Annotated in this window: 18 protein-coding genes; 13 read left to right on the top strand and 5 right to left on the bottom strand. The window is 65.7% G+C overall.

The annotated features are described in order from the left end of the window. The first annotated feature begins 83 nt into the window (after nucleotides 1–83). From U1701_RS07290 to U1701_RS07255, 8 genes are all read left to right on the top strand, one after another. Nucleotides 84–2,612, top strand: a complete 2,529-nt coding sequence (locus tag U1701_RS07290; RefSeq protein WP_332781875.1) for an ATP-binding protein — start codon at nucleotides 84–86, stop codon at nucleotides 2,610–2,612. Between the two features lie 171 nt (nucleotides 2,613–2,783). Further along, nucleotides 2,784–3,845 (top strand): ATP-binding cassette domain-containing protein, encoded by a 1,062-nt coding sequence (locus tag U1701_RS07285; protein WP_332781874.1) that lies wholly within the window; start codon nucleotides 2,784–2,786, stop codon nucleotides 3,843–3,845. After that, entirely contained in the window at nucleotides 3,842–4,447 is a 606-nt protein-coding gene (locus U1701_RS07280; protein ID WP_332781873.1) for a response regulator transcription factor, read from the top strand. The genes U1701_RS07285 and U1701_RS07280 overlap by 4 nt, the downstream gene beginning before the upstream one ends. A gap of 104 nt (nucleotides 4,448–4,551) precedes the next feature. Further along, a complete protein-coding gene (locus U1701_RS07275) occupies nucleotides 4,552–4,959 on the top strand; it encodes a DUF2946 family protein (protein WP_332781872.1) in 408 nt (135 codons plus the stop codon). Nucleotides 4,960–5,107: 148 nt separating this feature from the next. Beyond that, the gene (locus tag U1701_RS07270; protein WP_332781871.1) at nucleotides 5,108–7,483 is read left to right on the top strand and encodes a TonB-dependent receptor family protein; all 2,376 of its coding nucleotides are present in this window, start codon (nucleotides 5,108–5,110) and stop codon (nucleotides 7,481–7,483) included. A 13-nt stretch (nucleotides 7,484–7,496) separates the two neighbouring features. Beyond that, complete coding sequence (locus U1701_RS07265; protein WP_332781870.1) at nucleotides 7,497–8,864, top strand: PepSY-associated TM helix domain-containing protein; 1,368 nt, start codon at nucleotides 7,497–7,499, stop codon at nucleotides 8,862–8,864. Between the two features lie 302 nt (nucleotides 8,865–9,166). Further along, nucleotides 9,167–10,357, top strand: a complete 1,191-nt coding sequence (gene uxuA / locus U1701_RS07260; RefSeq protein ID WP_332781869.1) for a mannonate dehydratase — start codon at nucleotides 9,167–9,169, stop codon at nucleotides 10,355–10,357. A gap of 102 nt (nucleotides 10,358–10,459) precedes the next feature. Then, nucleotides 10,460–11,170 carry a Crp/Fnr family transcriptional regulator gene (locus U1701_RS07255; protein ID WP_332781868.1) on the top strand — a complete coding sequence of 237 codons (711 nt, stop codon included), beginning with the start codon at nucleotides 10,460–10,462 and terminating at the stop codon, nucleotides 11,168–11,170. Between the two features lie 32 nt (nucleotides 11,171–11,202). Here U1701_RS07255 and U1701_RS07250 read toward each other — a convergent pair whose 3' ends face one another. Next, nucleotides 11,203–11,835, bottom strand: a complete 633-nt coding sequence (locus U1701_RS07250) for a hypothetical protein (protein ID WP_332781867.1) — start codon at nucleotides 11,833–11,835, stop codon at nucleotides 11,203–11,205. A gap of 9 nt (nucleotides 11,836–11,844) precedes the next feature. Then, nucleotides 11,845–13,194: an MFS transporter gene (locus tag U1701_RS07245; RefSeq protein WP_332781866.1), complete on the bottom strand. Its 1,350-nt coding sequence runs from the start codon at nucleotides 13,192–13,194 to the stop codon at nucleotides 11,845–11,847. Between the two features lie 155 nt (nucleotides 13,195–13,349). Between U1701_RS07245 and cyoA the strand changes: the two genes are divergently transcribed. From cyoA to cyoD, 4 genes are read left to right on the top strand one after another with little or no spacing between them, the layout of a single operon-like run. Continuing rightward, on the top strand, nucleotides 13,350–14,498 hold the full coding sequence (gene cyoA, locus U1701_RS07240; RefSeq protein ID WP_332781865.1) for a ubiquinol oxidase subunit II: 1,149 nt from the start codon (nucleotides 13,350–13,352) through the stop codon (nucleotides 14,496–14,498). A 21-nt stretch (nucleotides 14,499–14,519) separates the two neighbouring features. Beyond that, nucleotides 14,520–16,514, top strand: a complete 1,995-nt coding sequence (gene cyoB, locus U1701_RS07235; protein WP_332781864.1) for a cytochrome o ubiquinol oxidase subunit I — start codon at nucleotides 14,520–14,522, stop codon at nucleotides 16,512–16,514. Nucleotide 16,515: 1 nt separating this feature from the next. Continuing rightward, complete coding sequence (gene cyoC / locus U1701_RS07230) at nucleotides 16,516–17,151, top strand: cytochrome o ubiquinol oxidase subunit III (protein WP_332781863.1); 636 nt, start codon at nucleotides 16,516–16,518, stop codon at nucleotides 17,149–17,151. Beyond that, complete coding sequence (cyoD, locus tag U1701_RS07225; RefSeq protein ID WP_332781862.1) at nucleotides 17,148–17,537, top strand: cytochrome o ubiquinol oxidase subunit IV; 390 nt, start codon at nucleotides 17,148–17,150, stop codon at nucleotides 17,535–17,537. Before cyoC ends, cyoD begins: the two co-directional genes overlap by 4 nt. A gap of 59 nt (nucleotides 17,538–17,596) precedes the next feature. Here cyoD and U1701_RS07220 read toward each other — a convergent pair whose 3' ends face one another. Next, nucleotides 17,597–19,954, bottom strand: coding sequence for a glycoside hydrolase family 31 protein (locus U1701_RS07220; protein WP_332781861.1), 2,358 nt, complete (start codon nucleotides 19,952–19,954; stop codon nucleotides 17,597–17,599). A gap of 145 nt (nucleotides 19,955–20,099) precedes the next feature. Here U1701_RS07220 and U1701_RS07215 point away from each other — a divergent pair, with 145 nt between their 5' ends. Next, complete coding sequence (locus U1701_RS07215; protein ID WP_332781860.1) at nucleotides 20,100–21,719, top strand: DUF5597 domain-containing protein; 1,620 nt, start codon at nucleotides 20,100–20,102, stop codon at nucleotides 21,717–21,719. Nucleotides 21,720–21,780: 61 nt separating this feature from the next. Here the strand turns inward: U1701_RS07215 and U1701_RS07210 are convergent, their stop codons facing one another. Next, a complete protein-coding gene (locus tag U1701_RS07210; RefSeq protein ID WP_332781859.1) occupies nucleotides 21,781–23,403 on the bottom strand; it encodes an alpha-L-fucosidase in 1,623 nt (540 codons plus the stop codon). Then, nucleotides 23,400–24,182: an SGNH/GDSL hydrolase family protein gene (locus U1701_RS07205; RefSeq protein ID WP_332781858.1), complete on the bottom strand. Its 783-nt coding sequence runs from the start codon at nucleotides 24,180–24,182 to the stop codon at nucleotides 23,400–23,402. Before U1701_RS07205 ends, U1701_RS07210 begins: the two co-directional genes overlap by 4 nt. Nucleotide 24,183: the final 1 nt, after the last annotated feature.

Genomic DNA, 24,183 nt, shown 5'->3' with positions numbered 1-24,183 from the left:
CCCATGCGTCCATGTTTGTTAGCAACCGCAAGAGCGTCTTAACCAGCTTGGCCTACCGACCTGTGAACAGGAGACGCGGCAACATGGGGACGAGCAAATTCAGGACGACGATTGCCTTTGCGGTCGCGATCGTTCTGTTGAGCGGCTGCGTTGTTTCTGGCCTGTGGTTGGCCGGTCAGAAAAGCAGAGCCGACAACTGGGTTCGCCATACCTTTGAGGTGAGGGACCGGCTGGCGCAGGCCCGTATCAGCCTGCTGCGCGCCGAGGTCTATCGGCGAAGCTACGTTCTGGGGGATGTTCACGCGATCGCGACGCTGGACGATATTCGCCGCCAGCTGCCCGGGCAGATGGACGTTCTGAAAACCATGACGGCAGACAACGACGCGCAGCACGCTCGCATGGCGGCGCTGGCACGACTGACTGCCATGCGCATGGCGGAAGTGGACGAAACCGTTCGGCTTGGCGACGAGGGCCGTAGCGCGCAAGCCGCTGCCATCATGGCAAGCGCGACTAGTCATCGGATAACGGCTGAAGTCATCGACCTGATCAAGCGTATCGCCGCCCAAGAGCAGCGTTTACTGACCACGCGCCTGAAGCGGGCCGAAGCCTATCTGTATCCGATCCGTGTTGGCCAGATTCTGAGCGCTTTCCTGATCGTGCTGCTTGGCCTTCTCGTCCACAAAGAACGCCAGGAGCGTATGCGTGCACTGCAAGAGGCATACATGCACCTGCAAGCGGACATCGCCCGACGGGAAATAGCCGAGTCCGAGTTGGAATTGCTTGCCACCAACGCGACCGATGCCGTGCTCCGGATCGATCTCGACGGGCGATGCACCTACGCATCGCCTTCCGTCGATCAGGTTCTCGGCGCGGGTGCGAAACTGCTTCTGGACCAGCCGCTTCAAACCGCGATCCATCCGGCGGATTGTGAGGAGATGCTAGCATTCCACGAACTGCTGGCAACCGGAACGATTGATCGCGGTGTCCGCACGTACCGGGTGGAGCGTCCCGGCGATACCGGACCCGAAATGTGGGTCGAGGCGCATGCCGGTTTGGTCCGCGATGGCGATACCGGTCAGCCGCGTGAGATCATCGCGTCGCTGCGCGACGTCACCGATCGCAAGCGTCTGGAGCACGAGCTCGAGGCTGCCCGCGACCGCGCGGAAGCGGCCGTGCGTGCGAAATCCAGTTTCCTGGCCAACATGAGCCATGAGATCCGCACCCCGATGAACGGCGTGCTGGGCTTCGCCGACCTGCTTCTCGACAGCGACATCCCCGCGGAGCAGCGACACCATGCGCAGCTCATCGCAGACTCGGGAAAAGCGATGATGCGGCTGCTCAACGATATTCTCGACCTCTCGAAGATCGAGGCGGGGCAGATGCAGGTCTCGCCGGAGGCGATCGACCTGCGCCACGCATTGCGCAGTTGCATAAAGCTGGTCCAACCCGCTGCGTCGCAAAAGCGCCTGCAACTCGACATCGATGTCGACGACGCGGTGCCCCAGTTCGTCCTTCTCGACGGGCTTCGGCTCCGTCAGATCATTCTCAATCTCCTGTCCAACGCGGTGAAGTTCACGCCGGCGGGTGTAGTGCGTCTCCGTGCCTCGGTCGGAGAGGACGCCAAGGGGCGTGTGATCGACGTGTCTGTGGAGGATACCGGCATCGGCATTCCGACGGATCGACAGGCGGTCGTGTTCGATCAGTTCACACAGGCCGAGCAGTCGACCGTGAAACGGTACGGTGGGACCGGGCTCGGTCTGGCGATCAGCAAACAGCTCGCATCGCTGATGGGCGGCAGCCTCGATCTCGCCAGTACCGAAGGGCTTGGCACGACGTTTCGCCTGCGTCTTCCGCTCCTCGCGACGACCGCGATCCACTGTTCGCCCGCGGATCAGGCCGGAAAGCATTCTGCCGTCCGCCCGCTACGTGTGCTGCTCGCGGAGGATCATGACGTCAACCAGGAGTTGATGCGCGCGATGCTGTCGCGGCTGGGCCATGACACCACCATAGCCGAAGACGGCTTGCAGGCCCTGAACGCCGTTGTCGCTGCGGACGGAGCAGACGGAACGGCGTATGATCTCGTTCTCATGGACATGCAGATGCCGGTACTGGACGGTCTGGAGGCCGCACACCGTATTCGCGCGGCGGGCATTACCGCGGATCGACTCCCGATCCTCGCGTTGACGGCAAACGCGTACGCCGACGATGTCGCAGACTGCCTTGCGGCTGGGATGCAAGCCCATCTTGCAAAGCCTGTGGACCTGGCAAGCCTCGCCGCGGCGATCGGCAAGTGGACGACCCATGGCGGGTCGGCCATTCCGGCTGCCGCGTTCACGATCAAGCCGGCGCTTCAGGCGAAATTTGAAGCGCGCAAGGCAGAACTCGCAGCCTTTGCCCGGCGCTTGGTAGCAAGCGACCAGATCGACCAGGAACAGGGAGAGCAGCTTGCACGTCTCCTGCATAAGCTCGCCGGGACGGCGGGCATGTTCAATCAGGTGGCTCTCGGGAATTGTGCCGCGGAACTGGAGTCGCGATTGGAAGCAGCCATGTCGAACAGCGGCCGCAGCGTGATCGTCCGCGACGTCGTCCAAACGCTCGAGGACGCGGCGTAACACTGACACTCATCGTCAACCGACCATAAACGATCGATCCCGCTGCAAGACTGATACGACGGCACGACTTCCCTGAAAAAGCATGTGACATCTGTCATGCGGTTTCCCTGACGACCCACACTGGCAGGCGTCACCCCGGCCCGGATAGATAGGCTATCCAAGGAGGCACGGATGAACAGGGACAATTTGCAGATCGTCGGGCAGCTCCAGGGCGTGTCGAAGGCGTTCGGCAGCCACATCGTGCTGAACGGCGTCAGCCTTGAGGTGCGCGCTGGCGAAGTTACGGCGCTGCTGGGCCCCAACGGCGCCGGCAAGACGACGACCGTGGGCCTGCTGACCGGTCGCCTCAGCCCCGATCATGGCAAGGTAGATCTGTTCGGGCTCGATCCCGCCCGCCCGCTCGCCCGCGCGCGGATGGGTGTCATGCTTCAGAGCGCCGGGCTCCCTGACGTGCTGAGCGTGCGCGAACTGGTGACGCTGCAATCGGGCTATTACCGCCGACCCCGTGCAATCGCCGAAACGATCGCGCTAGCCGGGCTCGGAGGGCTGGAGGAGCGCCCCGCCGGCAAGCTTTCGGGCGGTCAGCAGAGGCGGCTCCATTACGCCCTTGCCATCTGCGGCCAGCCCGATCTGCTCGTGCTCGACGAACCCACGACCGGGCTCGACCACGAAGCGCGCCGGCATCTTTGGACGACAGTCCGCGAAGAGGCCGACGGGGGCGCCGCGGTCCTGCTGACGACCCATTATCTCGAGGAGGCGGACGCGCTCGCCGATCGCATCGTCGTCATCGCCGATCGCGAAGCCGGGGAAGCCGCACGCGGCGGCCTGGCCGAGGTTCGCGCGACCGTCGCGGGCATGAGCAACGCCGGGCTCGGCCGGGAAATCGAGGCGTCGCGCGCGGCGTTGGCGACCGGCGGTGTCGCGTGTGAGATCACCGGCGAAGGCCTGGCCGTCCCCTCCGCGGACAGCGCCGTACTGGCGATGGCGCTGCGTGAGGCGGTGACCAACGTTATCAGGCACGCCGGCGCGACACGGTGCCATATCCTGATCGAACAGGATGACGAGAAGGTGCGCCTCACCGTCTCCGACAATGGTCAGGGCGGCCGGTTTGACGAAGGATCGGGACTGCGTGGCATGCGCGCGCGGCTGTCGGCGGCGGGTGGGCGACTGCGCGTCAAGACCGGACGCGGCGGGACGGACGTGATTGCCGCGGTCCCGGCCGCGGCGGCATGATCGAAGTCGTCATTGCCGAAGATCAGGGTCTGGTGCTCGGTGCACTGGCGTCTTTGCTTGCGCTCGAGCCCGACATCGACGTGGTCGGGCGCGCCGCCGATGGATTGGCCGCGCTCGACATCGTCCGCTCGCTCCAGCCGCACGTCCTGCTGTCGGACATCGAGATGCCCGGCCTAACCGGGATCGAAGTCGCCGCACAGCTTAGCGAGGACCGCGCGGGCACGAGAGTGCTGATCGTCACCACCTTCGGCCGCGCCGGCTATCTGCGCCGCGCTATCGCCGCCGGGGTTTGCGGCTATCTGCTCAAGGACAGCCCGGCTGACCGGTTGGCGGACGCAATTCGTCAGGTCGCCGCGGGTGGGCGTGTGATCGATCCGCAACTCGCCTCAACCGCCGCGTTCGCACCCCCCGATCCGCTTACCGATCGCGAGCGCGCCGTCCTGCGGCTCGCGCAGGACGGACGATCCAACAAGGAGATCGCCCGAACACTGGTGCTTTCGCCCGGCACGGTACGAAACTATCTGTCCGAAGCTGCAGCCAAACTCGGTGCATCGAACCGCATCGAGGCGAGCCGGATCGCGCGCGACCATGGCTGGCTATGACGCTGCTCCTGACCATGAGACGTGACGGCTTTGTGCCACACCCACGGGTGGTGACGCCTTAACCCAGTCAGTGACTTCCCAGGTCGTCCCGACTAGGACGCCTCGTGGCCGCGCTTCGTCATCACCTTTTGCGTCATCGCCTGCTCGCCGCCTGGTTCGTCGCGGCGGCGCTGTTGATGAAGATGCTCGTGCCGACGGGGTATATGGCCTCCGTTTCGGCGGGTTCGATCACGATTGAACTCTGCTCGGGCTATGGTCCGCAAAAGCCGGTCGTGGCGATGCCGGGTATGACGCATCACCCTGACGACGAGGGACAGCATGGCAGGGAGATGCCGCCCTGCGCGTTCGCCGGGCTGTCCGCGCCATCGCTCGCGGGCGCGGACCCGCTTCTGCTCGCGGTCGCGATCGCGTTCGTCCTTGCCACGATTTTCCGGATAGTCGTACGGCCTGCGTTGCCCGGCGCGCCGCCCTATCTGCGCCCCCCGTTGCGAGGCCCACCCGCGCACGCCTGACGAAGGCGGCACGCTGCCCGATCGCCTCGACCGAGGTGCGACCGGTCGCAGCTTGCCGGTCCTGGCGGCCGATCGCCGCGCATCGTTTCAGCATAGTACCGCGCCGTCGCCTCCGAGCGCACGGCCGCCCGCACAACAGGGGACAGTCATGTCCACGTCTCATATCGCTCTTGCGATCTCTTCGATCGCGCTCGCCGTTTCGGCGGCGTCTGCCCAATCACCCGATACCCGGCGCACCGAGTTGCTGCGCCAACGCGCTGCAATCGACGCCGAACTGCGCGCGCTCGATGCCGGCCCGCTCCCTGCACCACAGTCGTCGGCAGCACCGCAATCCACGCGGGCGGATCGTGCTTCGGACAGCGCGGAGATCATCGTTACCGGCAAGGCGCTTTCGCTCACCACCACGGTGACGGGGCAAACGGTCACTACCATCGACAACAGGGCGTTCCGCAACACGCCTGCGACCACGATTGCCGATATCGTCAAGCTTTCCCCCGGCGTCGCGGTGATCGCCGGCAACGGCCCGCGCGACGTGGGGGTCTCGATCCGCGGATCGAACGCGCGCAACAGCTTCGGCGCACGCAATATCCAGGTGTTCGAGGATGATTTCCCCGTCACCCAGCCCGACGGCCTGGCGCGCTTCGACCTGACCGATCCGCATGCCTATGGCGCGGTCGACGTGGTGCGCGGCCCGTCGTCGGCGCGCTATGGCAACTATGCGATCGGGGGGGCGGTGAACTTCCGCACCTGGCGCGGTCGCGACATCGACGGTGCCGAGTTCGGGATCGATGGCGGCAGCGACGGCTATGCGAATTTCTATGGCACGATCGGCGATGCCGGGCCGAAATACGAATATGCGGTGTTTGGCAGCTTCGTTCGTGCGGACGGGGCAACCGGACATACGAATTACGAGACCGGCACAGTCAACGCGCTCGTCACCTATGCGCTTTCCGATCGCGATCGGGTGACGGCCAAGGTGATCTACAACGAAGGCGAGTTCCAACTTTCCACCCGGCTCTCGCTCAACCAATATGCACGCAATCCCTATCAACAGGGCTGCGAAGCCGCTGCCACGGCCGCGCCGGGGTGCGGGACGATCTCGGTGCTGGTCAACGGCGTCAACGGCGCGCGCGTCGCGCAGACCGCGAACGAGGGCGATCTGGCCCGCAACGATCGTCGCACCATCGTCGGTACCCGCTACGAGCATGATTTTGCCGCGAATACGACATGGCGGACGCAGGCGACGTTCGACAGCCGGATGGTCAACCAACCGACCAGCGCCAACCCGTTCAAGGGCACGCTGGACAGCTACAATATCAGCTCGGACGTGACGAACCGGGGCACGATCCTCGGGATGGCCGCCACCAGCTTTGTCGGCGTGTTCTACAATTACCTCGATAACCAGAGCTTCACGTTCAACAAGTCGCCCGCCGGTCGCAACGGCATCGGGGCGCCGACCCAAACGGTGTTCGGCGACGTGCGGAACATGGGTATCCGGGCGCGCGAGGAACTGAACCTGACCCACGATCTGCAACTCATCGCGGGGATCGGGGGCGAGCGGTCGATCATCAACGTCCGGCAGACGGCCTATACCTACCCGGTGAACGCCAATCCTGTGCTGACGCTGATTCCGGCCGAACGCCGCTTCTGGAACATCGCGCCCGAAGCCGCTCTGTTCTGGCAGGCGACGGATGCGGTACGCCTGCATGCCCGGGTCGGGACCGGCTATGGCACCCCGCAAAGCGGCACCCTGTTCGTCACCGCAGCCGGCATTCCCGGCAACAATGTCGGCCTCAAGACGCAGAAGAATACCGGAGTCGATCTGGGCGCCGAACTGACGATCGGAGACACGCTGCGTGCCGAGGTGACTGGTTATTACGAGTGGTTCCGCAACGAACAGGTCAGCCAGTCGGCCGGGGTGAACCTGTTGACCTACACCACCAACGCCCCGCGCTCGGTCCATCGCGGCGTCGAAGTCGGGCTGGGGTGGAAACCGCTGCCGGCGGTGCTGCCCGGTGTCCACCTCGATGCCAGCTACAGCTACAACGACCAGCGCTATTCCGCGTTCGTCGAGCGGCTGACGTCGGGCGCGGTATCGACCGTGTTCGATCGCGACGGCAACCGCATTCCCGGCGTCATCCCGACCTTCGTGAACGGCCGCGCCGCCTATGATCAGCCGGACGGTGCGCTGGCGGGGCTGGGCGGGTTCGTCGAGCTGACCTACCGCGCGAGCTACTATATCGACAACGGCAACCTGCTGAAGGTCCCGGGTTATACGCTCACCAACCTCAACCTCCACTATGACCCGCCAAAGGGTGACGGCTGGTGGTCGCGCCTCAGCCTGTTCGCGTCGGTCCAGAACGTGTTCAACACGACCTATGTCGGCTCGGCCTCGATCATCGCGAACAGCCTCGACGCGCCGAGCGGGCAACAAAACCCGGCTTCGGTCCTGATGAACACGACGGGCTCGATCTACGCGGGGCAACCGCGCACGATCTACGCCGGCGTGAAGTCGCGGTTCTGATTGGGGCGACATGATGAACGACACCACCACGCGCCGCTGGCCGGGCTATAACGCGATCTGGCGTTGGCACTTCTACGCCGGATTGTTCTGCATCCCGTTCGTGCTCTGGCTGGCCTGCACCGGTTCGGTCTACCTGTTTCGCCCGCAGATCGAGGCGCTGATCGATCGGCCCTACACGCACCTTATCATGAGCGGACTTCCCGCGTCGGCCGCTGCACAGGCCGAGGCCGCGGTGCGCGCGGTGCCTGGTTCGGTCCTTCATCGCTATCAGCTACCCGATCGATCCGACGATGCGGTGCAGCTGATCGTCGGCAGTGGCGCGCGGGAAACCCGCGTGTACGTCCATCCGCAAACGCTTGCCGTCCTGAAGACGGTCGATGAAGACGATCGCCTGATGCGCGTGATCTTCCGGCTCCACGGCGAACTGCTGATGGGGGACAAGGGGTCCTATCTGGTCGAACTGGCCGCCTCCTGGGCGATCGTGATGATCCTGACGGGGCTGTTCCTCTGGTGGCCGCGCGGGGGCGGGCTAGGCGGCGTCGTCTATCCCCGTCTCCGATCCGGCGGGCGGCGGTTCTGGCGCGACATTCACGGCGTCACCGGCTTCTGGGTGTCGTTCTTCGCGTTGTTCCTGCTGCTCTCGGGCTTGCCCTGGGCCAAGAGCTGGGGAAGTTATCTCAAGACGGTGCGAACGGTCGCGACGGGCTCGGCCGTGAAGCAGGACTGGTCCACGGGGCAGGCGGACGCACTGAAGGACCGCGCGGCGACCGACGCCGGCACGCGCGCGATGACGAACGAACATGCCGAACATGGCGGCATGACAATGCCGCATCCCGCGACATCGCTGGCCCCGCTCGATCGGCTGGTCACGACGCTGCGCCCCCTGGATTTGGCCGCACCGGTGCTGATCGCACCGACGGGCGGGACGGGTCAGCCCTGGACGGCGAAGTCGGACGCCGCGAACCGACCGCTGCGAACCGACCTGACGCTGGATGGCGCGACCGGCGCGGTGCTCACGCGCAAGGACTTTGCCGAACGACGGCTGATCGACCGTATCGTCGGATACGGCGTCGCCGCGCACGAAGGGCAGCTGTTCGGGATCGTCAACCAGATCATCGGCCTGTTGACCGCGATCGGGCTGGTACTGCTCTCGGTCAGTAGCGTCGTGCTCTGGTGGCGGCGAAAGCCGGCCGATCTGCTCGGGGCGCCGCCGGCGCTCGCGATGCCGCCGATCGCGGCCGGGTTCATCGTGGTGCTGGTAGCATTGGGGCTGTTCCTGCCGCTGCTCGGTGTGTCGATGCTGATCGTGCTGGCGGTGGAATGGCTTCTGCTCCGTCGTCTTGCCGGTGTGCGGCGCTGGCTGGGTTTGCGGGCAGCTTGATTGCCGAGACCGCGCAGTTGAACAGTCTCGCGTGCTCACGACACGTCGGGAACCCATTCCACGCATAAGGCTGTCGCAATGGTCGTCGGTCCGGATCGGTCATCCGGCGTGGTCAGGTCTGGAAAATCGACGCTTCAGGAGCACCGCCACCGTGGAAAACAACCCGTCAGCCGGCCAGCCCGGCCGGATTACCTTTGCCTATCGGAAAGTGATTGCGCATGACGGCGACGGTTCGTTTCGGCCTGCTACCGGCGCGGGGCGGAGAGGTAGAATCAACGGGTTAGGGCAGAAGGCGGTGAATTTTGGTCCGCAATGAGAAGACCGATCACGGTTACCTGATGACGCCGACGATGCGCTGGTTCGGGCCGACCGATCCAGCGCCGCTCGCGCACATCCGCCAGGCCGGTGCCACCGAGGTGGTGACCGCACTGCACGAACTGCCCAACGGCGCGGTATGGACGCGTGCGGACATCGCCGCGCGCAAGGCGATGATCGCCGAGGCAGGGCTGGGCTGGACGGTGGTCGAGAGCTTGCCGGTGCACGAGCAGATCAAGACCGCCGGACCGGACCGCGACGCGCTGATCGACGCGTACCGCACCTCGCTGCGCAATCTCGGTGCGTGCGGCATTACCGTCGTCACCTATAATTTCATGCCGCTGCTCGATTGGACGCGCACCGATCTGGCCTGGGCACTGCCCGATGGTGCGCGCGCGTTGCGTTTCGAATGGGTCGCGGTCGCGGTCTATGACATCCACATCCTGCAGCGCCCGGGCGCGGAGGCGGACTACGCCCCCGACATCCGCGCGCAAGCCGCCGACCGCTTCGCCGCGATGGACGATTCCGCGCGCCATCAGCTCGAACGCACGATCATCGCCGGGCTTCCGGGAAGCGAGGCAAGCTTCGATTCACCCCAGTTCCTCCGCGCCTTGGGGAGCTACGCGCATGTCGATGCGGCAGCGTTGCGCGCGAACCATCACGCGTTTCTGGAGGCGGTCTGCCCGGTCGCCGAGGAAGCCGGCATCCGCCTGGTCGTCCACCCCGATGATCCGCCATTTCCGATCTTCGGGCTGCCGCGCGTCGTCAGTACCGAGGCCGACGTCGTCGAACTGTTCGAGACGGTGCCGAGCGGCGCCAATGGCTTATGCTTCTGCACCGGCTCGTTCGGCGCGCGGCGCGACAACGACCTGCCCGGCATGGTCCGCCGCCTGGGCGACCGGATCGGCTTTCTCCACCTGCGTTCGGTCCAGCACGAGGGGCCGCGCAGTTTCCACGAGGCCGACCATTTGGGCGGCGATGCGGATATGGTGGCGGTCGTCGCCGAAGTCGTCGCGTTGTCGAAGCGCGAGCGGCGCCACATCCCGATGCGCCCCGACCACGGGCATCAGATAATGGACGATTTGGCGCGGAGCCCTAATCCTGGCTATTCGCTGCTCGGGCGCATGCGCGGCCTGTCGGAACTGCGCGGGCTCGAGCGGGGCCTTGCCAAAATCTGACATCCATTCTGTAAAACAAGACCGCTGCACCCGCCCCCCAGGTGCATCGGTAACGGGCGATCTAGGGATCGGCTTCCGCGGCGGGATGATCTACACCGGCGTATGGCCAGTCCCGACCCTTGCATCGATTGCGCCGTGCGCGACCAGGCGCTGTGCGCAAGTCTGAGCAATGCGGAGCTGGAGACGCTCGACACGCTCGGCCGTCGGCAGCACGTGGGCCGCGGCGAGACGGTGATCTGGGCAGGCGACGAGAGCATTATCTGCGCCAACCTGCTGTCGGGCGTGCTGAAGCTTGTCGCGGCCACGTCGGATGGCCGCGAACAGATCGTCGGCCTGCTTTACCCCGCCGATTTCGTCGGCCAGGCGCATGCCGGCACCGCGGATTTCACGATCACCGCGTTGACCGATGCCGAACTCTGCGTCTTCCCGCGCGCGGGGTTTCAGCGCGTGCTGGAAGATCATGGCCGGATGGAGCGCCTGTTGCTGCAGCGCACCTTGGCGGCGCTCAGTGCGGCGCGTGGCCGCATGCTGTCGCTGGCGCGCAAATCGGCCGAGGAGAAGGTCGCTGACTTCCTGCTCGAGATGGCGTCGCACGCGATGAACACGGGTTGCCGCGCGACGCCTGACGGGCCGCTGACCTTCGACCTGCCGCTGACGCGTGGCCAGATCGGCGACGTTCTGGGGCTGACGATCGAGACTGTCAGCCGCCAGATGACGCGGCTCAAGGCCGCCGGGGTGATAGGCCTTCCGGGCGGGCGCGCCGTCACTATCTCGGACCAGGGCGCCCTGCAGATTCGCGCGCACGCGGCCTAGCGGCGGCTACGCCGTCCAGTCGCGCCGCGGCGTCAGGCCAGTGCGCGCTCCAACTCGGTGAGCGCGGCGCGAGTTAGCCGGGTGCTGCCGAGCGACAGCAGGAATAGGCTTTCCAGTTCGACCGCGCGACGCGCCCCTTCGAACAGAAACCGCAGCATGTAGCTCAGCATGTCGATCGAGGCGGGCGTGAGCGATCGCATACGAAGGACGTCGCCGGTGTCTTCGGCATGCATCGCGTCTGCGATCTGCCGCACCAGAATGCGCGACAGGATCGCGCGCGTCAGAGGTGTCTCGTTGCCGGAGAAGAACCGCCCAAGAAACGCGCTGGTTGCCCTGACATGCGCGATAGTTGCGCTTTCGATCGTGTCGGCCAAGGTTCGGCGTTCGGCCAAGGGCGGATGCGCGGGAAGACCGTCGGCGAACGTTTCCAACTCGTTGCACAACGCGCGCAACCGGGCGTGGTCCTGTAGAAGCCGGCCCAAGTCGTTGCCGCCGATGCGCTTGGCGCGACAGGGGAAGGGTAGCAAGGTTGGCCCGCGCCCGGGGCCCGCGCCGGTCGGTCCCGGAGGCCCGTCATGGATGGCGTCCGCGCCGCGGGGAGCTTCTGTCGGGCTCCGGTCGCGACGGGGGGAGACTTCACCGTCATGTTCGGGCGTATCGGCCATGCCGGAATCCTATGGGACCGCGTCGACGGGGGGCTTCCCGCCCCACTCCCGGCCAAGCGCGAGCGCCGCCAGCGTGCATAGCGCGCCCGACAGCAGATACGCGCCGACCGAGATCAGCCCGAAGTTGCTCGCCAGCACCAGCGCCGCCAGGGGGGCGAACGCGGCGCCGATGAACCAGGACGCGGTCGCGGTGGTGCCCGAACCGGTATAGCGATGCTTTGCCGAGAAGCTGCCGTTGACCGCTCCCGACGACTGCCCGAACGACAGGCCGAGCAGGATGAAGCCCAGCATCATATAGGTCCATTCGCCGGCGGTTCCCTGGCCCAGCAGCTGCGGCGCAAACCCGCTATAGGCGGCGATCAGCCCCGCCGAGACGCCAAGCACGGTGCGCCGACCGACACGGTCGGCGATCAACCCCGACAGTGTCACGGCGATCAGGCATACGGCCGCGCCGACCAGTTCGATGACGAGGAAGCGCACCGGCGGCTCGCCCGAGGTGAGCACGAACCACGACAGCGGGAATACCGTGACGAGGTGGAACAGCGCAAAGCTCGCCAGCGGCGCGAATGCGCCGAGCACGACGGTCCGCCCTTCCTCACGCAGCAGCGTGACGAGCGACGAGGGCTGGAGTTCGCGCGTTTCGAAGAGCTGCTTGAACCCCGGCGTCGAGATCAGCCGGAGCCGCGCGAACAACGCCACCACGTTGATCACGAAGGCGAGGAAGAACGGAAAGCGCCAGCCCCAGGCGAGGAAGTCGGCCGTGCTGAGCGTGGTCAACAGATAGGCGAAGACCGCGACGGCAACGAACAGGCCGACGGGGGCGCCGAGCTGCGGGATCATCGCGAACCAGCCGCGACGCTTGGGCGGTGCGTTGAGCGACAACAGGGCAGGAAGGCCATCCCAGGTGCCGCCGAGCGCGAAGCCCTGTCCGATGCGGAACACCGCGAGCAGGATCACCGCCAGGCTACCGGCCTGCGCATGGGCGGGGACGAAGGCGATCGCCGCGGTCGATCCGCCGAGCAGGAACAACGCCGCGGTCAGCTTGACGCCGCGACCGTGCTTGCGGTCGATCCACATGAACGCGAGCGCGCCGAACGGCCGCGCAACGAAGGCGAGCGCGAAGACCGCGAAGGAATAGAGTGTGCCCGTCAGCGCATCGACATAGGGGAAGATGACCGAGGGGAACACGAGGACCGACGCGATCGCATAGACGAAGAAGTCGAAGAATTCCGACGAACGTCCGATGATCACGCCGACGGCGATGTCGCCCGGCCGTATCGCATGCTCGCGCGCATTGATCAGCTGTGCATCGCGCTCCAACGGTGTGGAGTTCGCTGCTCCCAATGTTGTGGCTACCATAGCGTTTGCGTCCTGTTCACTCAGCCGTTCGTCGTGACTGCGACGGCATGTCGTGACCACGCGGCGATGCCGATGGCACTCTATAGCTGTCAATAATCCGCAAAACTTTGACCGCGGACAAAGTCGCGCAATCGATCCGCGCCTAGGCGTCGGTCATGGGCAGACCAACATTCGATCATATCCGCAGGGCCGGGCGCCTACCCCTCATCGCGATGCTGGCGTTGCTGGGTGGGTGCGACATGGTCGTCATGAACCCGACCGGCGATATTGCTGTTCAGCAGCGCAACCTGATCTTGTTCGCGACCGGCATCATGCTGCTGATCATTGTTCCGGTGATGGTGCTGACGGTGCTGTTCGCCTGGCGCTATCGCCGCGGGAACGCGAACAAGGTCTACGATCCCGATTTCGACCATTCGACCACACTCGAACTGGTGATCTGGGCCTGCCCGCTGCTGATCATCATCGCGCTCAGCGTCGTGACCTGGACCAGCACGCATCTGCTGGATCCGTTCCGGCCGCTGGGACGGCTGGCGGCGGGCAGGGCGATCGCACCGAACACCAGACCGCTGGAGGTGCAGGTCGTAGCGCTCGACTGGAAATGGCTGTTCATCTACCCCGAACAGGGCATCGCCACGGTCAACGAACTGGCGCTGCCGGTCGACGTGCCGGTGCATTTCTCGATCACCTCGACCAGCCAGTTCAGCACCTTCTACGCGCCGACCATGGCCGGCATGATCTATGCGATGCCGGGCATGCAGTCCGAGCTTCATGCGGTGGTCAACGCGCCCGGCGACAGCTGGGGCTTTTCGGGCAACTATACGGGCCGCGGTCATACCGACATGCGCTTCAAGCTGCGGGCGATGGCGCCGGCCGATTTCGGCCGCTGGGTTGCGCAGGTCAAGACCAGCCCGCGCGGCACGCTCGCCCCGGCCAATTATGTCGCGCTGGAAAGGCCTAGCGTGAAGGTGCCGGTGACGTATTTCGGCTCGGTCACGCCGGGGCTGTTCGGTCGCGTGCTCAACCGCTGCGTCGCACCGGGGACGCCGTGCATGGCCGATGTGATGCGCCGCGACATGGCGCGCAGCGGCGGCATGCCGGGCCGCAGCGCGGCACCGTTGCATGGCACCACGCCAACGCCCGCGTTGCTCAAGGCGGCCGAGGACAAGGGTACGGGGCCCAACGTCACCAAGCCGGCAAAGCCCGGTGCACCTGGCGACCGCAAGCCCGGCGACCCGCGCAACCGCGACCTGTCCGCCACGCCGCCCTTCCTCGCCCCCGGTGCGCTTCGCACCGTGCGGGTCTGATCCCCAAGCATCGGGACAACCATGAGCGACCATCTTCTCAAGACGATCTTCGGACGGCTCAGCTGGGAATCCTTCCCACTGCACGAACCAATCCTGCTGACGACGTTCATCGTCGTCGCGCTGCTCGGCGTCGCGCTGCTCGGCGCGGTGACCTACTTCCGGCTATGGGGCTATCTATGGACCGAATGGTTCACCAGCGTCGATCACAAGCGGGTCGGCATCATGTACGTCATCCTCGGCATCATCATGTTGCTGCGCGGCTTTTCGGACGCGTTGATGATGCGTGCGCAGCAGGCGGTCGCGTTCGGTGCCAACCAGGGATATCTCCCGCCGCACCATTACGATCAGATCTTCACCGCGCACGGCACGATCATGATCTTCTTCGTCGCGATCCCGCTGGTGGTGGGCATCGTCAACTTCGTCATGCCGCTGCAGCTCGGCGCGCGAGACGTCGCGTTTCCATTCCTCAACAACCTCAGCTTCTGGCTGACCGCGGCGGGCGCCGTGCTGGTGATGATCTCGCTGTTCGTCGGTGAGTTCGCCGCGACCGGTTGGCTGTCCTATGCGCCGCTCGCCGGGCTCGCCTACAGCCCGGAGACCGGGGTGGATTATTATCTGTGGTCGCTGCAGATCGCGGGGGTCGGCACGACGCTGTCGGCGATCAACATGGTCGCGACGGTCATCAAGATGCGCGCCCCCGGTATGACGATGATGAAGATGCCGGTGTTCTGCTGGACGGCGTTCTGCTCGAACATTCTCGCTGTCGCGATCTTCCCGGCGCTGACCGCGGCGTTCTTTCTGCTCATGCTCGATCGCTATATCGGCACGCACTTCTTCACCAACGAGCTCGGCGGCGCGCCGATGATGTATTGGAACATGGTGTGGATCTGGGGGCATCCCGAGGTCTATGTCCTCGTCCTCCCGGCCTTCGGCATCTATTCCGAGATCACCTCGACCTTCACCGGCAAGCGGCTCTTCGGCTATTCGTCGATGGTCTATGCGACGGTGGTGATCACGATCCTGTCGTATCTCGTCTGGCTGCACCACTTCTTCACGATGGGCGCGGGGCCGAGCGTCAACAGCTTCTTCGGCATCGCCACGATGGTCATCGCGATCCCGACCGGTGCCAAGATCTTCAACTGGCTGTTCACGATGTATCGCGGCGACATCCGCTTCGAACTGCCGATGATGTGGGTGGTCGCGTTCATGCTGACCTTCGTGGTCGGGGGGATGACGGGGGTTCTGCTCGCGATCCCGCCCGCCGATTTCGTGCTGCACAATTCGCTGTTCCTGGTCGCGCATTTCCACAACGTGATCATCGGCGGGGTGGTGTTCGGGCTGTTCGCCGGGATGGTCTATTGGTTTCCCAAGGCGTTCGGCTTCAAGCTCGACGACTTCTGGGGCAAGATCGCGTTTTGGGGCTGGGTGATCGGCTATTGGATCGCCTGGACGCCGATCTACGTCGTCGGGCTGATGGGCACCACGCGCCGCGTCAACCATTTCGACGATCCGACCCTTCAGCCCTATTTCGTGATCGCCGCGATCGGTTCGGTGATCATCCTGATCGGCATCCTCGGCTTCGTGATGAGCATCGTGATGGGGTTCGTGAAGCGCGACCAGCTGCGCGACCTGACCGGCGATCCCTGGGACGGCCGCACGCTCGAATGGTCGACGAGTTCGCCGCCGCCTGTGTACAACTTCGCTTTCACGCCGGTGATCCACGATCTCGATGCGTGGTACGACATGAAGTGCCGCGGCTATGCGCGACCGGCCGGGGGCTATCGCCCGATCCACATGCCGCGCAACACCGGCGCCGGGGTCATCATAGCAGGACTGGCGCTCAGCCTCGGCTTCGCGATGGTCTGGTACATCTGGTGGCTCGCGGCGCTGAGCTTTGCCGGGCTGGTCGTCGTCGCGGTGGCGCATACGTTCGACTTCGCGCGCGAGTATTTCATTCCGGCCGAGCAGGTCGCGCTGACCGAAGGCGCGCGTCACCAGCCGGCCGTGGGAGCCTGACATGACCGACCACCCGCTCCAGCAAACCGCCGCCGCGCCGATCTGGCACGTCACCGAAGACGAAAATCATGACCACGGCGGCAACGGGCCCACCGTGCTCGGCTTCTGGATCTACCTGATGAGCGACGCACTGATCTTCGCGTCGCTGTTCGCGATGTTCGGCGTGGTCAGGACCAGTTACGCCGGCGGGCCGATGCCGGACGAGATCTTCGAACTGCCGCTCGTCGCGCTCAACACCGCGCTTCTGCTCGCCTCGTCGATCACCTTCGGCCAGGCGATGCCGCACATGGAGGCCGGTCGGGTCGGACCGACGCGCTTCTGGCTGGCCGTGACGGGGCTGCTCGGCGCGGGCTTCCTCGGGATCGAACTCTACGAGTTCTCGACGCTGATCGCCGAAGGGGCGGGGCCGCAGCGCAGCGCCTTCCTCTCGGCCTTCTTCACACTGGTCGGCACCCACGGCGCGCACGTCACCGTTGGCCTGCTCTGGATCGCGGTCACGCTCGTCCAACTCGGGCAGCACGGCCTCAGCCAGCCGATGAAGCGCCGCCTGATCTGCCTGTCGATGTTCTGGCACTTCCTCGACATCATCTGGATCGGTGTCTTCACCTTCGTCTATCTGTTTGGAGTCCTGCGGTGAGCCATCCCTCGATCGCCCCCGAAACCGCGCACGGCCCTGCCGCTCACGGCCCTGAAGCGCCCGGGCATAGCCAGCGCGGCTACCGGATCGGCACGATCCTCTCGATCGTCCTCACCGCGGTGCCGTTCTGGCTCGTCATGTCGGGGGTACTGCAGGATTGGCAGACGACCGCGGCGCTGATCTTCGCGATGGGGTTCGCGCAGATCGTCGTTCACGTGCTGTGCTTCCTGCACCTCGACACGCGTTCCGAAGGCGGCTGGACGCTGCTCGCCTTCCTGTTCACCACGGTGATCGTGGTGCTGACGATCGCGGGGTCGATCTGGGTGATGTATCACCTGAACGCCAACATGATGCCGATGCCGGGGACCATGACGGGCGCGATGTAGCGGTCGTTGCCGCCGTTACGCGCCCGTCTTTCGGTTCCGACACCGACGGCCAGCGCGGATCACTTCCCCGCGACGACCCGGACGAGCTTGCCGATATCCTGGCCACTGGGCAGCGCCGTCGACGCCGTCAGCCGCGCGGTATCGTCGTTCCAGCGCAGCGTCGCGGTCTTGCCGCCCCCGCGCTTGTAGGCGTTGGTCACGCCGTCATCGTCGTACAGCGCGAAGCTGGTGCTGCGCCCCGGATAGACGCGAATGCTCTCGAGCGGCTGGCGTGTCGCGGTGCTCGGCACCTGGACGCCGATGGGGACGATCGATCCGGCCCGCACGAACAGCGGGATCTGATCGATCGGCGCCGCGGCGTCGATCGTCTGGCCACCGGTGTAGCGCTTGTCGGTCCAGTAATCATACCAGTCGGTGCCCGCGGGGAGATACACCTTGCGGCTGGTCGCGCCCTGTTCGGTGACAGGAGCGACCAGGAAGGCCGGACCGAACATATATTCATCGCCCATGTCGGCGACCTTGGGATCGTTCGGGAAGTCCATGAACAGCGCGCGCATGAACGGCGCGCCGCTTTGATAGGTCTGGTGACCGAGCGAGTAGATGTACGGGATCAGCGCGTAGCGAAGCATCAGGAACTTCGCGAGCACGGGTTCGGCCGCCGTTCCATAATCCCACAGCGCGGTGCCGGGGCGCTGCCCGTGGATCCGAAGCGTCGGCGTGAAGCTGTTATACGCGAACCACCGCGCGAACAGCTCGGGATAGTCTGCATAGCTCGGCTGCATCGCGGTCGCGCCCGCGGGGTCGAGCAGCACGGGATGCTGCGCCTTGGGGCCGTTCGGGTACTGCCAGCCGCCGGTGTCGCTGCTCCAATAGGCCATCCCCGTCGCGGTGAAGCCGAGCCCGGTCGGAACCTGACGACGCAGCGCCTCCCAGGTCGACTGGATGTCCGACGACCAGAACAGCGCGCCGTTGCGCTGCGTGCCGAGATAGGCGGCGCGCGACAGGATCAGGTTGCGGAAATCCGGCCGGTCGCGCGCGGAGCCTTCGGCCACGCTGGACGTGTGCACCAGCGGGTAGATATTGTGGTAGCGGTCGCCCGAGCCGATCGAGAAGAAGTGCCCGTCGGGGACCAGATCGGGTTCGGTCTCGTCGAGCCAGAACCAGTCGAACCCCTGGCTGGCGATATTATCGCGCAACCGGTCCCAGAACCAGGCGCGGGCGTCTGGGTTGGTCGAATCAAGCAACGCGCCGGCCCGGTCCGACCGGATCGGCAGGCCGTCGACGACGCTGCCGTCCTTCTCGTGAAGCAGCCAGCCCTTGGTGCCGAGCATGTCGTAATAGCGCGATTCGCGTTCGAAGCGCGGCCACACGCTGATGATCGAGCGCATCCCCATCGACTTGAGCGTGTCATTCATGCCCTTGGGATCGGGGAAATAGGTACGGTCGATGTCGAGCTGACCCATCCGCGACCAGTAGAACCAGTCGAGCACCATCACGTCGAGGGGCAGCCCGCGCTTGCGGTAACCCTGTGCGATGCCGAGCAGGTCGGCCTGCGTCTCGTAGCGCGCCTTGGACTGGATCAACCCGAACGCGGCCTTGGGGGGCAGGGGGGTCGCGCCGGTCAGCCGGGCATAGCCCGCATAGAGCTGGTCGGTGGTGTCGCCGGTGATGACGAAGAACGAGACGCGCTCGCCGACGTTCGACTGCCAGTGAGTCGAATTGTGCAGGCCGGGCGATACCGTCGTCGCCGAGGCGTTGTCCCAGACGATGCCATAGCCCTTGTTGGTGACCATGAACGGCACGCAGACGCTCTCACCCGCGGGGGCGTCGTAATTGTGGCGGCAGTCGATGGTGCGGCCCTTGAGATCGAGCGTGCCGTCTTGATGCTGGCCGAGCCCGTAATAATGTTCGTCGGGCTGGACCGCGAAGCTGGCGCCGACGCGGAAGGTCTTTTCGCCGTTGACGGTGTGCGGCGCCATTTCCCAGCCGGTCATCTGCGCGATCTCGCGGCCGTCGGCCCGCTTGATCGACAGCCCCACGGGGGGCAGCGACGGTGCGAAATAGCGCTCCATCTGGCTCGGCGCCTTGGGCCAGGGCTGCGCGGCAACGGTCAGCGTCAGGGCCGACGATGCGAACACGTCGCCGCTGGCGTCGGTGCGATGCGTCCAGCCGGTTGCGTCGGGCTTGGCATTGGGGCCGTCGCCGGGCGGTGCGTCGGCGAGCGTGCGGTCGAGCGCGATCGTGACGCGGACGATGTTGGGGGCATAGGGTTCGACCGCGACGATGCTACCGTTGCGGTCGACGCTGGCGAGCGGCGCTGCCAGTGCGGGGGCGGCAATCAGCGAGACCAGCGAAACCCCGCCTGCTAGAATGGACCGAACGGCGCGGTCGGCGCCCTGGCGGAATGGTCGGTTCATCGTCTCTCTCCCGGTTGCGGTATAGCCGCATGGCTTGCTCGCTCGTTGTTTTCACTTATGATATGATTATTCACCAGCGCAAGTCGAGTTCGGCGCGTTCGTGATCGGTGGCCGCCGACGGTCGCCCGACGGAGAGGATCATTCCATGCGTATTGCCGCCGCCCTTGCCCTGCTGGCCTCGACTTGTGCGACGCCGTTGCTCGCACAGCAAACCGCCGTTCCGCGGATCGAGACACGCGACGGGCGTCATGCGCTGATCGTCGACGGTGCGCCGTTCCTGATGTTGAGCGCGCAGGTCAACAATTCGAGCAACTATGCCTCGCAGCTTCCGGCGGTCTGGCCGATGCTCGACCGGCTTCATGCCAACACCGTCGAAATCCCGGTGGCGTGGGAACAGATCGAACCCACCGAGGGCAAGTTCGACTTCAGCTTCGTCCAGGCGCTGCTCGACCAGGCGCGCGCACACGACAAGCGCGTCGTGCTGCTGTGGTTCGGGACGTGGAAGAACACGTCGCCGGCGTACACACCCGATTGGGTCAAGCTCGACAATCGCCGGTTCCCCCGCATGAAGACACGCGCCGGCAAGGATCACGGCGTGCTGTCGCCGATGTACCGCGCGACATTGGAAGCAGACAAGCGCGCGTTCGTGCAACTGATCACCTATCTGAAGGCGCACGATCCGCAGAACACGGTGATCCTGGTCCAGCCCGAGAACGAGACCGGCAGCTACAGCAACCCGCGCGACTATGGCGTGGAGGGCAATCGGCTGTTCGCGCAGCCGGTGCCGCCCGCATTGACCAAGGCGCTCGGCAAGCCCGCGGGGACATGGACCGCGCTGTTCGGTGCGCAGGCGGATCGCGCGTTCAACACATGGCATGTCGCGCGCTATGTCAACGAGATCACCGCAGCCGGCAAGGCGGTCAAACCGCTGCCGATGTACGTCAACGCGTCGCTTGCCGGTCCCTCGAACGTGCCCGATCCCAACGGCGTCGCGTCGGGTGGACCGCAGCAGGACGTGCTCGACATCTGGAAGGCAGGCGCGCCCGCGATCGATTTCCAGGCGCCCGACATCTACGACCGCAAGGCCAGCAACGTCGTCGCCTATCTCGATGCCTATCGGCGCGCGGACAATGCGCTGATGGTGCCGGAGATCGGCAATGCGACCGATTTCGCGCGGTTCTTATGGCCGGCGCTCGGCCGCGGCGCGATCGGGTTCGCGCCGTTCGGGATGGATGACACCGGGTATTCGAACTATCCGCTCGGCGCGAAGGCGTTGGACGAAGCCACGCTCGATGCGTTCGGCCGGAAATACGCGCTGCTGGCGCCGATCGCGCGCGACTGGGCACGGATCGCGCTGGAGCATCCCACCTGGGGTGCCGCCAAGGGTGACGAGGGCGCCGCGCAGTCGACCACGATGGGCGACTGGACGATCACCGCGAGCTTTGGCGAATGGCAGTTCGGGCAGAAGGACTGGACCTGGATCAAGGCGGACAAGGCCGCTTGGGCGGACCTGCCGGTCGGCGGGTTTGCGGTCGCGCAGCTGTCTGCGAACGAATTCCTGGTCGCTGGCGACTATGTCCGGCTGCAGTTTGCGGGGCGTGCAGGGAGTGCGGCCAACGGCATGGTCGTGCGGGTCGAGGAGGGCACGTTCACCGACGGACGCTGGGTGTCGTCGCGGACGTGGAACGGCGACCAGACCGATTACGGGATCAACATCGTCGACCGGCCCGCGCTGCTCAAGGTGACGATGGGGCGGTACAAATAGGTTAGCGACCGACCCGATACCTTCCCGGCGGAGGCTGGGAGGTATCGGGTTGGAGGAGGGCCTAGACTAGCCCGCGGCCCTCGATGCGGACGGCGGGAACGAAGCCGGTGTCGCGCGGGAGGTCCAGATGTAGACCGGCGGCGTCGCGGCGATGGCGGACCGTCCCGCCGCCGAGCAGGGTCACGCGTTCGATTTCGCCTTGTGAGCGCCCGGTTGCCAGCGACGCGATCGTCGCGGCGCCCCGCGGCGGCGCCAGGAACAGCGCGTACAGCGCGCCCTTGTTGGTGGTGAAGCGGATGTCCTTTGCGGTGAACGGCTTGGCGCTGCCCTCGTTCTGCATGCCGACCGCGAGTTGGGTGGGGCCCTCGCCGTACATGCGCCACGGGCGCGACCCGAAGATCGCCTCGCCGTTGACCGCGACCCAGCCGGCCATGCCCTCGAGGATCTTTTCCTCTTCGGAATCGATCGATCCGTCGCCCGGCTGCGGCACCGACAGCAGCAGATTGCCGTTCTTCGACACCACGTCGGCGAGGCGCTGCATCACCTCCTCGGCGGTCTTGTAGTTGCGGTCGTTGAGCCGCGCGACGTTGTAGAACCAGTCGCCGAGGCAGGTGTCGGTCTGCCATGGCTCGTCCCAGAGATGGTCGGTGAAACCCTTCTCGACGTCTTGGACGATGCCGAAACGCTCGTTGGGCTTCAGTTGCTTGCCGGTCAGGACGACGTCGATCTTGCCGTGCCATTCGATCGAGCGGTTGTAGTAATCCGCCGCCGCCTCGAGCCCGACGGGGCCGAAGGGGAGGCCGTAATCGTCGAAATAGACGAGGTCGGGCTTGTACTTGTCGATCAGGTCGGTCTGGCGGAGCAGCCAGCGGGTGACATAGGCGGGGTCGTCCTTGGGACCGGTCTCGACCCATTGGCCGTTGTTCTTGTCGTGCCAGGCGTTCATCGCCTCGATCGTGTCGATCCCGTCGGGCAGCACGGCGTGGCCGCCGGTGTAGAGTTCCTGCGGGTCGAGGCCCTCCCACCACTGGCCCTTGCCGTCGGCCTTCCCTTGCGTGAACGCGTCGTAGCGCATGCCTTTCCTGGCGCCGACCGGGTCGTAGCCATAGGCGGGCTGGTACCAGTGCCACGCGTGCGCGGAATGGTTCGACACGCCGAATTTCAGCCCGGCGGCGCGCGCGACCTTTTCCCATTCGCCGACGATGTCGCGCTTCGGCCCGACGCGCAGCGTGTTCCATGCGTGATAGCGGCTGTCATAGCAGTCGAGATTGTCGTGATGGTTGGCGAGCGCGACGAAATATTTGGCGCCGGCCTTCACATAGCGGTCCATCAGCGCCTGCGGATCCCAGCGTTCGGCCTTCCAGGCGTGCTGGAGGTCCTTCATCCCCGCGACCGACGGATGGCCGTAGGTCTTGAGGTGATGCTCGTACATCGGGTGGCCCTGCATATACATGAAGCGGCCGTACCAATCGCCCTGCTCGGGCACCGCCTGCGGGCCCCAATGCGACCAGAGGCCTAGCTTCGCGTCGCGAAACCAGTCGGGGTAGCGATAGTTGTCGACGAGCGAGGGCCAGTTGGCCTGCACCGGACCCTTCGCGCGGCCCATCGGGCTGGCGGCGCGGGCGGCGGTGGCGAGGCTCAGCGCGGCAGTGCCGGCGAGGAAGCCGCGGCGGTCGTAGGTCATCGGCCGGGTCCCAGGGTTTTGGTGATGGCGGCGAGCGCGAGCGGTTTCATGATCGCGTAGCCCGCCGCGGTCGGGTGGACTCCGTCGCTCGACAGGCCGGGCTTCATGCCGCCCTCCGCGGTGGTCATCGCGGCGTGATAGTCGACATAGGTATAGCCATGCGCCTTGGCATAGCCGCGCAGCCAGGTGTTGAGATCGGCGATCTGCGGAGCGGGGCGCTTCGCCGGGCTCCAGGGGAAGGCAGCAGCAGGCGGGATCGAGGCGAGGATCACTTTGATGCCATGCGCGTGTGCCAGTTCGGCCATGCTCTCGATATTGCCCTGCACCGTCGCCATCGTCGCCGCGCCGGTGTTGCCCGCGATGTCGTTGGTGCCGGCCATGATGTGCACGGCCTTCGGGTGCAGAGCGATCACGTCGTTGCGGAAGCGGATCAGCATCTGCGGTGTCGTCTGGCCGCTGATGCCGCGGTCCACGAGGTCGTTCGCGAACATCGTCTTGTCCAGGTTGATCCAGTTGTCGGTGATCGAATCGCCCATGAAGACGACCCGGACCGGGCCCTCGATCGCGGCGTTCTGCGCGGCGTAGCGGCAGACCTGGCCGTGGTCGCGCGTCAGCATGTGGAGGTTGTACATCTGATAGCCATCGGTCGGCTTGGGATGCGTGGGGCACGGGTCGGCGACGATGCCGACGGGGTCGTCGGCATTGGGATCGCCGGGGACCCGGGTCTGCGCGGCGACGGGCGCCGACAGGAGGACGGCGGCGAGGGCAAGCAGGCGCATA

The organism is Sphingomonas rhamnosi (assembly GCF_036663615.1).
Taxonomy (GTDB): Bacteria; Pseudomonadota; Alphaproteobacteria; order Sphingomonadales; family Sphingomonadaceae; genus Sphingomonas.
Note: the sequence above shows the minus strand (reverse complement) of the source record. Positions and strands in the feature narration are given on the sequence as shown.